Genomic DNA, 12,320 nt, shown 5'->3' with positions numbered 1-12,320 from the left:
GCGTGGCGCAGGACTCAGCTTCGCGCGACAACACCGAGCATGTCCAGCGCTTGTTCCAGATCGGCGCGCAGTTTTGCGTCGGACCGGTTGAAGGTGGCGCACAGGGCATCGAAACGTTTGCGGAGGGCCTTCTTTTCTTCGCCCTTGCAGTCGTTCCAAGGGCGGCCCTGCAAGCCCATCACCAGCACATAATAGCCAATGAAATGTGGCCGTGTGCCCGCAGCAAGCAGCCGGCGATAACCTTCATCGGGGCCAATGGCGCGAAGTTCCTCGGCGCTGGTGATGCCGGCACGCGCGAAGGCTGCCTCAGAAGCGGGGCCAAGGTTCGGGATCGTCGAGACAGGGCTGGTCATGCTGGGCGCGGCCGAAACAAACAGGGGGCCAGACTTGCGGCTGGCCCCCGGCTTGTCAACGGCGCGCCAGGTATCAGATCGACGCCCAGTCCCTGAAGACCGTCTGACCGGCCTGCTGGGTGGGGGTACCGGTCTGCTGACCCTGCTGCTGGGGGGTCTGACCCGAAGTGCCGCCTTGCTGGGGGCTTGCTGGGGAAGAGGCCATCTGACTGCTCCGTGCTCTGGCTCTGGTTGTCGCGTTCTGAATATATTGCGTCGCTTGCGAGCGTTGGCAAACCCGCTTGACGACGATCTTGCGACGCTGTGGCAGGGTTGTGCGGGTTTCGCAACATCGACATGATCACATTTCCTTTCCCCCATGGCAGTTTGCGCGGCGATCACCCGGGGCAGGGCGGGAATCATGACGCTGCCGAAGGGCTGGCTCGGATAGCACGTCCACCTGCGCGTGCCCCAGTCGGCCCGACTGGCCGAACGGATCCCGCCGTGATGCGCCGCAGAATGGGCCGAGTCCGGGGTGTCCGTACCGGTTTCCCTTTTGGATCCATACCCTTGGCCCGACGCAATGAATCAAACCGGTTTGAAACGGCATTAATCAGAGCAGACATTTGAAAAATAACAGTAGACAGGAGTTATGGTTGCGGTAACACAAAAGCGGTTTGAATGGTCCTGTTCATGTTGGACACCCATCGCAGGGCCCGACTGACTGCTTGACCGCCGTCCTGCGGCGCTTAGGCTTTGCGAACGAACTGACATGCTGGACAGAACCGTGACCGATCTGAGCGTGACCCCGAACCTTCTGCAGGCCGATATCCTGCGCCATCTGATGTTCACGGTCGGCAAGGATGCTCCGCATGCCAGTGTGCATGACTGGCGCATCGCCTTGTCCCATGCGATCCGTGACCGCATCGTCGAGCCCTGGTTCGCATCGACACGCCGCACTTGGGCGGAAGACCACAAGCGTGTCTACTATCTTTCGATGGAATTCCTGATCGGCCGGATTCTGGAGGACGCGACGATCAACCTTGGTCTTTACGATGCTGCTCAGGATGCGATGGCAGCCTTTGGCGTCGATCTGCGCGCGGTGATCGACGACGAACCCGATGCGGCTTTGGGGAACGGGGGGCTTGGTCGCCTTGCGGCATGCTTCATGGAATCGATGGCGACGCTCGGCTGCCCCGCCTATGGCTACGGAATCCGCTACGAGCATGGGCTGTTTCACCAGCGGTTCGACCACGGGCGCCAGATCGAGACCCCGGAGAACTGGCTTGCCCAGGAACATCCCTGGGAATTCGCCCGGCCCGAAAGTGCCTATACCATCGGTTTCATGGGCCATGTGGCATCGCGCGACGGACGCGAGGTGTGGCACCCGGGCGAAACCGTGATCGCCGAGGCGCATGACACGCCGGTCATCGGCTGGCAGGGCAAGTGGGCCAATACGCTGCGGCTTTGGGGGGCCAAGGCGACAACGCAGTTCGATCTGGAACGCTTCAACCGCGGCGACTACACGGCTGCGGCCGAGCCCGAGACGCTGGCGCGCACGCTGAGCCGGGTTCTTTACCCGGACGATACGACCTACCAGGGCAAGGTGCTGCGGCTGAAGCAGGAATTCTTCCTGACCTCAGCCGCGCTGCAGGACATCCTGCGCCGGTTCCTGGCCAGCCATTCCGACCTGCGCGCGCTGCCGAGGCATGTTGCCATCCAGATGAACGACACCCATCCCGCAATTGCGGGGCCAGAGCTGATCCGTCTGCTGACGGATGATCACGGCCTTCCGTTTGACGAGGCGCTGACCATTTCGCGGGCCTGCCTGGGCTACACCAACCACACGCTTCTGCCCGAGGCTCTGGAACGCTGGGCGACCTATACGTTCGGGACCGTTCTGCCGCGGCACATGCAGATCGTGGAACGGATCGACAGCTGGCATCGCCGCGCCTATCCCAGCCGTCCGCATTATGTGGGTATCGTCAAGCACCAGGAAGTGCGGATGGGAGAGCTGGCCTTCATCATGTCGCACAAGGTGAACGGCGTTTCCGCGCTGCATACCGATCTGGTGAAGAAGACCCTATTCCCTGAACTGCACGCGCTCCATCCCGGTCGGATCGTGAACCAGACCAACGGCGTCACTCCGCGCCGCTGGCTGCGGATGGCGAACCGGCCGCTTTCGGCCTTGATCACCAAAACGATCGGAACCGGGTGGGAGGCCAATCTCGACCGCCTCCGCGAACTTGAGCCGCATGTCGAAGACGCCGGTTTCCGGGCCGATTTCGCGGCCGCCAAGCGGGCGAACAAGGTCGAGCTTTCAAACTGGATCGGGCGCCAATTGGGGGTGCAGGTCTCGCCCGATGCGGTTTTCGACGTGCAGGTCAAGCGCATCCACGAATACAAGCGCCAGCTGCTGAACATCCTGGAAACCGTCGCCCATTGGCATCGGATACGCGCGAACCCGAGGGAGCCCTGGGTGCCGCGCGTCAAGATCTTCGGTGGCAAGGCCGCGCCCGGCTATGCCGTCGCAAAGGAAATCATTCGCCTTATCAATGATGTGGCATTGATTGTTAACAATGATCCGGTCACAGGGGATTTGCTGAAGATCGTCTATCCACCCAACTACAATGTCACGATGGCGGAACGGGTGATCCCGGCTGCCGACCTGTCGGAACAGATCTCGACCGCCGGCAAGGAAGCGTCGGGCACCGGGAACATGAAGTTCATGATGAACGGCGCGGTGACAATCGGCACGCTGGACGGCGCGAATGTCGAGATATTGCAAGAAGTTGGCGCAGAGAACTTCTTCCTGTTCGGCTTGACCGCGGAAGAAGTGGCCAGGCGGCGCGAGGATCCCGACCATGCCAGAAAGGCCATCGAGGCAAGCCAGCCGCTGATGGATGTGCTGCAGATGATCGCCGAGGGACGTTTCAGCCCCGACGAACCCGAACGTTATCACCAGCTGGTGCACAGGGTCTGGCACCACGACTATTTCCTCGTGGCATCGGATTTCGCGGCCTATCACGCGACACAGGCGCAGGTGGATGCGGCCTATGCCGACCCGGCGCGCTGGTGGAAGATGGCGGCGCTGAACACGGCGCGAAGCGGGTTCTTCTCCTCTGACCGGACGATCCGCGGTTACATGGAAGAGATCTGGCAAACGACATCGGCGCTGTAACACGCTCCGGCGGCTTTCGGGGGAGGGAAGCATGGCTGAGACGACATTGGACCGGGGCGCAGCCGAGGCGATTGCCGGGGGCCGGCATGGCGACCCCTTCGCAGTGTTGGGGCCGCACAAGGTGGCGAAGGGCTGGGAGGTGCGCGCCTTCGTCCCGGGGGCAGAGCGCCTTTGGGTGCTGACGGGCAAGACGGCGGCAGAAGCATCGCCATATCGGGGACTTCCGGGTCTTTTCACGCACCGTTTGGCGCGCAGGACAGACTACAGGTTTCGCGCCGAAGGCCATGGAACCCAATGGGAATTTGACGACCCCTACAGGTTCGGCCCGGTATTGGGCGAGCTGGACGAATATCTGCTGGGCGAAGGTACGCATCGCCGGCTGTGGCAGGCCCTGGGGGCGCATGTGATTACGCATGAAGGGGTCGAAGGCGTGCATTTTGCCGTCTGGGCACCGAACGCGGAACGGGTCTCGGTCGTGGGCGATTTCAACGTCTGGGACGGGCGACGCAACCCGATGCGGCGGCGGGGCGCAACGGGGGTGTGGGAAATCTTCATGCCCGGCCTGGGCGAGGGCACGGCCTACAAGTATGAGATCAGGGGGCCGGGTGGGCAGATCGTGCCGCTGAAGGCCGATCCGGTCGGCTTCGGATCTGAACATCCGCCGGCAAATGCCTCGGTTGTCAGGACAATCCGCGGTGATTGGCATGATGGCGGCTGGATGGACGGGCGTGCTTCCAGGCAGACCATCGACGCGCCGATCAGCATCTACGAGGTCCATCTGGGATCCTGGAAGCGCGCGCCGGGCAACCGGATGCTGAGTTATCTGGAACTGGCCGAACAGCTGGTCGATTACGCCGCCGACATGGGCTTCACACATATCGAATGCCTGCCGGTCAGCGAATATCCCTTTGATGGCTCATGGGGCTATCAGCCGGTAGGCCTGTTCGCCCCCACGATCCGCCACGGCACGCCATCCGAGTTCCGCGCCTTCGTCGATGCAGCGCACCGCAAGGGCCTGGGCGTGATCCTCGACTGGGTGCCGGGGCATTTCCCGACGGATGCCCATGGCCTAGGCCGCTTCGACGGCACCGCGCTTTACGAACACGACGACCCGCGCGAGGGGTTCCATCAGGACTGGAACACCCTGATCTACAACTATGGCCGGACCGAGGTGAAGAACTACCTGGTCAGCAACGCCCTGTACTGGCTGGAGGAATACCACGTTGACGGGCTGCGGGTGGATGCGGTGGCCTCGATGCTTTACCGCGATTACAGCCGCAAACCTGGCGAATGGATCCCGAACCGGGATGGCGGGCGGGAGAACTACGAGGCGATCGACATGCTGCGGGCGATGAACATCACCGCCTACGGCGAATGTCCTGGCATCATGACCGTGGCTGAGGAATCGACGGCCTTTCCCGGCGTGTCGCGACCCGCAGACCTGGGCGGGCTGGGCTTCGGGTTCAAATGGAACATGGGCTGGATGAACGACACGCTGTCCTACATCCAGAAGGATCCGATCTACCGCAAGTACCATCACCACCAGATGACCTTCGGCATGGTCTATGCCTGGTCGGAGAACTACATCCTGCCGATTTCCCATGACGAGGTCGTGCACGGCAAGGGCAGCATGCTAGCCAAGATGCCGGGCAATGCCTGGGAGAAATTCGCAAACCTGCGGGCCTATTACGGTTTCATGTGGGCGCATCCCGGCAAGAAGCTGCTGTTCATGGGGCAGGAATTTGCGCAAGGCGCGGAATGGAACCACGCGCAAAGCCTTGACTGGCACCAGCTGGACCTGACCGAACACCATGGCGTCCAGCGTCTGATCCGCGACCTGAACCGGGTATATCGAGAGACCCCCGCCCTGCATGTGCATGATTGCCGCCCGGAGGGCTTTGACTGGATCCAGTCGAATGACGCCGAAGCGGGGGTCTTCGCCTGGGTCAGGAAAGGGCGCGACGGCGACCGGCCGGTAGTGGCGCTGATGAACATGACGCCGGTGGAGCGGCAGTATCGGCTGGGCCTGCCCTCGGCAGGCCGTTGGCGCGAGATCCTGAACACCGATGCCGAAGCCTACGGAGGAGGCAACCGCGGCAATCTGGGCGGTGTGGTCACGGAAGCCACGCCCTGGCACGGGCAGACCCAGTCGGCGCTTGTCACGCTGCCGCCCTTGTCGGCACTTTATCTGCAACAGGACTGAAGGGCGGGATACACCGCCAGGGGAGGGAAGAATGAAACCGAGACCGAACCAGCGGTTGTCCAGTCAGGCGATGGCCTTCGTTCTGGCGGGGGGCCGAGGCAGCCGGTTGAAGGAGCTGACCGACCGGCGGGCGAAACCGGCGGTCTATTTCGGCGGCAAGACACGGATCATCGACTTTGCCCTGTCGAACGCGCTGAACAGCGGCATTCGCAAGATGGCGATCGCCACGCAATACAAGGCGCACAGCCTGATCCGTCACGTCCAGCGCGGCTGGGGCTTCTTCCGGGCCGAACGGAACGAATACCTGGACATCCTGCCCGCCAGCCAGCGGATGGATGAAGTGAACTGGTATCGGGGCACTGCCGATGCGGTCGCGCAGAACATCGACATCATCGACAGCTACAGCGTGAAATACGTCATCGTCCTCGCCGGCGATCACATCTATAAAATGGATTACGAGGTCATGCTGCGCCAGCATGTCGAGGCGGGGGCCGATGTGACCATCGGGTGCCTTACCGTGCCACGCAAGGAGGCCACGGCCTTCGGTGTGATGCATGTCGATGCAACGATGCGGATCACCGATTTCCTGGAAAAGCCCAAGGATCCGCCCGCCATTCCGGGCGACCCCGATCATGCGCTGGCCAGCATGGGGATCTATGTCTTCGACTGGGCCTTCCTGCGCGACCTCTTGATCCGCGACATGGCGGACGACACTTCGACCCACGATTTCGGCTTCGACCTGATCCCGCAGATCGTGAAGCACGGCAAGGCCGTAGCGCACCGCTTTGCCGACAGCTGCGTGACCAGCGGTCTGGAAACCGAGCCTTACTGGCGCGACGTGGGCACGATCGACGCCTTCTGGCAGGCCAACATCGACCTGACCGATTTCGTGCCCAAGCTCGACCTTTACGATAACGCCTGGCCGATCTGGACCTATGCCGAGATCGTGCCGCCTGCGAAGTTCATTCATGACGAAGACGGCCGGCGCGGCATGGCGGTCAGTTCTCTGGTCTCTGGCGACTGCATCGTTTCGGGATCGGAGGTGCGGAATTCGCTGCTGTTCACCGGTGTGCGCACGCACAGCTGGTCCAGCCTGGAATATGTGGTGGCCCTGCCACAGGTGACGGTCAACCGGAAGGCGCAGTTGAAGAACTGCGTGATCGACCGCGGAGTGGAGATCCCCGAGGGCCTTGTGGTGGGCGAGGACCCGGAGGAAGATGCGAAGTGGTTCCGCCGGTCGGAGGGCGGCATCGTGCTGATCACGCAGGACATGATCGACGCCAGGGCGCGGGCACTGTCCTGACGGCGCGCGGGCGGAGGCCCCGGGGGTTTCACACCCCCGGACCCCCGTGGGATATTTGGGAACGGAAGAAAGAGGGCGCCATGACAGTGCGCGGGCGGGTGCTATCGGTGGCGTCGGAATGTGTTCCGCTGGTCAAGACCGGCGGGCTGGCCGATGTGGTTGGCGCGCTACCCGGGGCCCTGACCGCGACCGGCTGGGAGATGCGGGTGCTTCTGCCAGCATATCGCACGGTCCGGGCCCGGGCGGCCGACTGGCCGGTTCTGTTGGAGGAGCCGGACCTCTGGGGCGGGCCGGGGCGGGTGCTGTCAGGCGAGGTAGCGGGCGTGCCGCTGCTGCTGCTGGACGCACCGCACCTTTATGACCGTGACGGCGGGCCCTATACGGGGCCATCGGGCGATCATCCCGACAATGCGGTGCGCTTTGCGGCTCTGTCCTGGATCGGGGCTCGTATCGCGCGCGAGGGGCTGGGCGGCTGGAAGCCGGACATCCTGCATGCCCATGACTGGCAGGCTGGACTGGCCCCTGCCTACCTGGCCTATCACGGCGCCGGCGGGACAAGAACGGTCATGACCATCCACAACATCGCCTTTCAGGGCTGGGCACCCGCCCACATGCTGGGGGTTCTGCGCCTGCCTGGTCACGCCTGGCACCCCGAGGCGCTGGAATATTACGGGGGAATTTCCAGCCTGAAGGCAGGTCTGGTCACGGCCGACCGGATCACAACGGTTTCGCCCACCTATGCGGCGGAACTGATGCGGCCAGAATTCGGCATGGGGCTTGAAGGTGTGATCGCGGCACGGGCGTCGGTGGTCTCTGGGATCCTGAACGGGGTGGACACGCGCATCTGGGATCCCGCGCGGGAGGATCCGGGCTATGACCGCAAGTCCATCGCCGGCAAGGCCGCGCATCGCAAGGCCCTGTGCGAGGAGTTCGGGCTGGAGGTTCCCGGACCGCTGGCCATCGTGGTCAGCCGGCTGACCGACCAGAAGGGTATCGACCTTCTGCCGCTGGTGATCCCGGATTTCGTGCTGGGCGGCGGCGGACTGATCGTGCTCGGATCCGGCGATGCGGGGCTGGAGGGGGCGATGCGGCATCTGGCCGACCGGTTTCCAGGCCGGGTAGCCGTGCGGATCGGCTATGACGAGGGGTTGAGCCACAGGCTGTTTGCCGGGGCGGATGCCGTGCTGGTGCCCTCGCGGTTCGAGCCCTGCGGACTGACGCAGATGTATGGCCTGCGCTACGGCACACTGCCGCTGGTGAGCCTGGTGGGCGGGCTTGCCGATACGGTGATCGGCGCATCGCCCGCAACTCTGGCGGTCGGGGCGGCCACAGGGGTGACCTTTCATCCGGTCGATGCGCTTGCCTTCGGGCAAGCAATGGCAAGGCTGCTGGAGCTTTTCCGCCAGCCCAGGCTTTGGGCGAAGCTGCGTGCCAATGCGATGGCCCATCCCGTAGGCTGGGAAAACAGCGCCAAGGCCTATGCGCACCTTTACGAAGGGTTGGTGGCGTGACCTCGCAAGGCGTCTCGCCGCCCGCGCGGCTGGCCGGCCATGCGGTCGGGCCGGGCCGCCCCTGGCCAATGGGGGCCAGCCTGACCGGCGACGGGGTGAATTTCGCCGTGTTTTCGGCCAATGCCGAAAGGATCGAACTGTGCCTGTTCTCTTCCGACGGGCGGAAAGAGCTGTGCCGTCTGCCCATCATCGAACGGGACGGCGACATCTGGCACATCCATGTCGGAGGCCTGACCCCCGGGACCGTCTACGGATTTCGCGCCTATGGCCCCTATGCACCCGAACAGGGGCACCGCTTCAACCCGAACAAGTTGCTGCTCGACCCCTATGCCCGCGCTCTGGAGGGGCGTCTGAAATGGTCGGATGCGCTGATGGGCTACAAGATCGGCAGCCCGCGCGGGGATCTAAGCTTCGACACCCGGGACAGTGCCTTTGCCGTGCCCAAGGCAGTGGTGACCGACCCCAGTTTCAGCTGGGGCAACGACCAGCCGCCGCGCACCCCGCGCATCGACACGGTGATCTACGAAGCGCATGTCAAGTCGATGACCCAGCTGCACCCGGGGGTCGAGAAGGGCCTGCGCGGAAGCTATCTGGGCCTGTGCTGTGACCCGGTAATCGACCATCTTCTGAAGCTCGGCGTCACGGCAATCGAACTCTTGCCGGTTCAGGGCTTCATCGACGACCGCTTTCTGGTGGCCCGGGGCCTGCGCAACCACTGGGGCTACAACACCCTTGCCTTCTTCGCCCCCGAGCCCCGCTACATGTCGAAGGGCGCGCTGTGGGAATTCCAGACCATGGTTCGCCGCTTTCATTCCGCAGGGATCGAGGTGATCCTGGATGTGGTTTACAACCACTCGTGCGAGGGCGACGAATGGGGGCCGACGCTTTCGTTCCGTGGCCTCGACAATGCCAGCTATTACAGGCTGGCGATGGGTGGGCGATATTACGTCAACGACACGGGAACGGGGAACACGCTGAACCTGACCCACCCGATGGTACTGCGGATGGTGATGGATTCGCTGCGCTACTGGGTCGAAGTCGGCCATGTCGATGGCTTCCGCTTCGATCTGGCCACCGTTCTTGGACGCGAGGCGCACGGTTTCGACCCGAATGGCGGGTTCTTCGATGCGATCCGGCAGGATCCGGTCCTGTCGCGCGTCAAGCTGATCGCCGAACCCTGGGACATCGGCCCCGGCGGCTATCAGCTGGGCGCCTATCCGCACCCGTTCCAGGAATGGAACGACAGGTTCCGCGATGGGGTACGGCGGTTCTGGAAGGGCGATGCGGGGATGACACGTGATCTTGCAGCGCGCATCCTGGGCAGCGCGGAACGCTTCGACCATTCGGGGCGCGCGGCCACGTCCTCGATCAACTATGTCACCAGCCACGACGGCTTTACGCTGGAAGATCTGGTCAGCTACACCGTCAAGCGAAACTTCGCCAATGGCGAGGACAACCGGGATGGCCAGAACGAGAACCACAGCGACAATCTGGGGGTCGAAGGGCCGACGCAAGACCCGGCCGTGCTTGCCGCCCGCGCGTTGCGCAAACGGAACCTGCTGGCCACGCTGATGCTGAGCCAGGGCGTCCCGATGATCCTTGCGGGCGATGAAATCGGGCATTCGCAGGGTGGAAACAACAACGCCTATGCGCAGGACAACGAAACGAGCTGGATCGACTGGTCGAAGGCCAACCGCGACCTTCAGGCCTTTGTCGAACGGTTGACTGCGCTGCGCCGGTCGTTGCCCGTCCTGCGGCAGCGCCGGTTCCTGCATGCCCGCCTGCGCGCTGCGGACGGCCTGCCGGATGTGATCTGGCGCCGGGCAGACGGCACGGTCCCCCAATCCGAGGAATGGCACGACCCGGCCTTCCGCTGCCTGTGCGTCGAGTTGCGGATGCAGGCCGAAGGTGGGGATCCCAGCCCGGATGCGATCTTTGCCGTCTTCAACACCGGGTCTTCCGCCGCGTTGCACCTGCCCGAAACCGCGCCGGGTTGGGAGCTTTTGCTGGACACCACGCGCCCCGACCTGGTGCCCACCGGCAAGGCATCCGACATGACCCATGTGCCGGCGCATTCGGTTCTTCTGTTCCGGTCGCTCGCCGGCACGTCCAAGGGAGGAAAGCCATGATCACCACTGTCGCAACGACCCCGATCCCGGGTCAGAAGCCCGGCACCAGCGGATTGCGCAAGAAGACGCCGGTTTTCATGGGGCGGCACTATCTGGAAAACTTCGTCCAGTCGATCTTTGATGTGGTGGGCTGCGCGGGCAAGACCTTTGTCCTGGGCGGCGACGGGCGCTATTTCAACGACCGCGCAGCGCAGGTGATCCTGCGGATGGCGGCGGCGAACGGGGCGGTACGGGTGATCGTGGGGCAGGGGGCGATCCTGTCGACGCCGGCGGCCTCGCATCTGATCCGCCTGAACAGGACGGACGGCGGGATCATCATGTCGGCCAGCCACAACCCCGGCGGCCCGAATGAGGATTTCGGGGTCAAGTTCAACATGCCCAACGGCGGCCCCGCGCCCGAAGCCGTCACCGAGGCTATGTATCGCCGCACGACAGAAATCGCCGAATACCGCATTCTTGAGGCACAGGACGTCGATCTGTCGCAGGTCGGCCGGCAAACGCTGGGCGGAATGGTGGTGGATGTGGTCGATCCCGTGGCCGACTATGCGAACCTGATGGAAAGGCTGTTCGACTTTGCGGCTATCCGCGACCTGTTCGCCGGCGGGTTCCGCATGCGGATGGATTCGATGTGCGCCGTAACCGGGCCCTATGCCGTGGAGATACTGGAAAATCGGCTGGGCGCAGCGAAGGGGACTTGCGTGAATGCAACGCCCCTGCCTGATTTCGGCGGCCTGCATCCTGACCCTAACCCCACCTGGGCAAAGGCGCTGATGGACGAAATGTTCGGCCCCGAGGCGCCGGACTTCGGTGCTGCATCAGATGGCGACGGCGACCGCAACATGGTGGTGGGCAGGGGAATCTACGTCTCGCCATCTGACAGTCTGGCGGTGTTGGCGGCGAATGCGCATCTGGCCCCAGGTTATGCCGGGGGGCTGAAGGGCGTGGCCCGGTCGATGCCGACCAGCGCCGCGGTGGACCGGGTGGCCGACGCGCTGGGGATCGCCAGGTATGAAACGCCGACAGGCTGGAAGTTCTTCGGCAACCTGCTGGACGCCGGCCGTGCCACCATCTGCGGCGAAGAAAGCTTTGGCACCGGGTCGGACCACGTGCGCGAGAAGGACGGGCTATGGGCGATCCTATTGTGGCTGAACATCCTGGCGGTCCGCAGGCAGTCGGTGGCCGAAATCCTGCGCGAACATTGGGCAAGTTTCGGGCGCAACTACTATAGCCGCCACGATTTCGAAGCGATCGACACGGCTGCGGCCGAGGCGATGATGGCGGGCCTGCGGGCGTCGCTGGGCAGCCTTCCCGGCCAGGTCATCGAACATATGACGGTCAGCCGCGCGGATGATTTCGCCTACGCCGATCCCGTGGACGGGTCGGTAAGCGCGGGGCAGGGGGTGCGCGTGATGTTCGAGGATGGCAGCCGGATCGTATACCGGCTTTCCGGCACGGGAACAGAAGGGGCCACCCTGCGGGTTTATCTGGAACGCTATGCGCCGGGGCCTGATGGTCTTGACCATGACCCGCAAGAGGCACTCGCCCCGGTCATTCGCGCAGCCCATGCACTTGCAGGCATCGCACATCACACCGGCCGGATGGCCCCGGATGTGGTGACCTGACAAGATTTTAGTGGCTCGATGTCGCAAATGGACCAGACC

7 protein-coding genes are annotated in these 12,320 nt (G+C 63.8%); 6 read left to right on the top strand and 1 reads right to left on the bottom strand.

The features are described 5' to 3' along the window. Positions 1-14 precede the first annotated feature (14 nt). Positions 15-353 carry a TfoX/Sxy family protein gene (locus tag EZM81_RS01995; RefSeq protein WP_135449106.1) on the bottom strand — a complete coding sequence of 113 codons (339 nt, stop codon included), beginning with the start codon at positions 351-353 and terminating at the stop codon, positions 15-17. A gap of 751 nt (positions 354-1,104) precedes the next feature. Here EZM81_RS01995 and EZM81_RS01990 point away from each other — a divergent pair. The 6 genes from EZM81_RS01990 to EZM81_RS01965 all read left to right on the top strand — a co-directional run bounded on the left by EZM81_RS01990 (position 1,105) and on the right by EZM81_RS01965 (position 12,281). Further along, on the top strand, positions 1,105-3,513 hold the full coding sequence (locus tag EZM81_RS01990; protein WP_135449107.1) for a glycogen/starch/alpha-glucan phosphorylase: 2,409 nt from the start codon (positions 1,105-1,107) through the stop codon (positions 3,511-3,513). 31 nt (positions 3,514-3,544) lie between these two features. After that, positions 3,545-5,716 carry a 1,4-alpha-glucan branching protein GlgB gene (gene glgB / locus EZM81_RS01985; protein ID WP_136644582.1) on the top strand — a complete coding sequence of 724 codons (2,172 nt, stop codon included), beginning with the start codon at positions 3,545-3,547 and terminating at the stop codon, positions 5,714-5,716. 31 nt (positions 5,717-5,747) lie between these two features. After that, positions 5,748-7,019, top strand: a complete 1,272-nt coding sequence (glgC, locus tag EZM81_RS01980) for a glucose-1-phosphate adenylyltransferase (RefSeq protein WP_135449109.1) — start codon at positions 5,748-5,750, stop codon at positions 7,017-7,019. Positions 7,020-7,099: 80 nt separating this feature from the next. Further along, complete coding sequence (gene glgA / locus EZM81_RS01975) at positions 7,100-8,530, top strand: glycogen synthase GlgA (protein WP_135449110.1); 1,431 nt, start codon at positions 7,100-7,102, stop codon at positions 8,528-8,530. Next, entirely contained in the window at positions 8,527-10,659 is a 2,133-nt protein-coding gene (gene glgX, locus EZM81_RS01970) for a glycogen debranching protein GlgX (RefSeq protein ID WP_256371598.1), read from the top strand. The genes glgA and glgX overlap by 4 nt, the downstream gene beginning before the upstream one ends. Beyond that, the gene (locus tag EZM81_RS01965) at positions 10,656-12,281 is read left to right on the top strand and encodes an alpha-D-glucose phosphate-specific phosphoglucomutase (RefSeq protein WP_136644581.1); all 1,626 of its coding nucleotides are present in this window, start codon (positions 10,656-10,658) and stop codon (positions 12,279-12,281) included. Before glgX ends, EZM81_RS01965 begins: the two co-directional genes overlap by 4 nt. Positions 12,282-12,320 lie beyond the last annotated feature (39 nt).

This window comes from Tabrizicola sp. YIM 78059, from assembly GCF_004959785.1.
Taxonomy (GTDB): Bacteria; Pseudomonadota; Alphaproteobacteria; order Rhodobacterales; family Rhodobacteraceae; genus Tabrizicola; species Tabrizicola caldifontis.
Note: the sequence above shows the minus strand (reverse complement) of the source record. Positions and strands in the feature narration are given on the sequence as shown.

Coding starts and splice junctions, on each gene's coding strand:
- EZM81_RS01995 (WP_135449106.1), bottom strand. CDS start 353: ATGACCAGCCCTGTCTCGACGATCCCGAACCTTGGCCCCGCTTCTGAG.
- EZM81_RS01990 (WP_135449107.1), top strand. CDS start 1,105: ATGCTGGACAGAACCGTGACCGATCTGAGCGTGACCCCGAACCTTCTG.
- glgB (WP_136644582.1), top strand. CDS start 3,545: ATGGCTGAGACGACATTGGACCGGGGCGCAGCCGAGGCGATTGCCGGG.
- glgC (WP_135449109.1), top strand. CDS start 5,748: ATGAAACCGAGACCGAACCAGCGGTTGTCCAGTCAGGCGATGGCCTTC.
- glgA (WP_135449110.1), top strand. CDS start 7,100: ATGACAGTGCGCGGGCGGGTGCTATCGGTGGCGTCGGAATGTGTTCCG.
- EZM81_RS01965 (WP_136644581.1), top strand. CDS start 10,656: ATGATCACCACTGTCGCAACGACCCCGATCCCGGGTCAGAAGCCCGGC.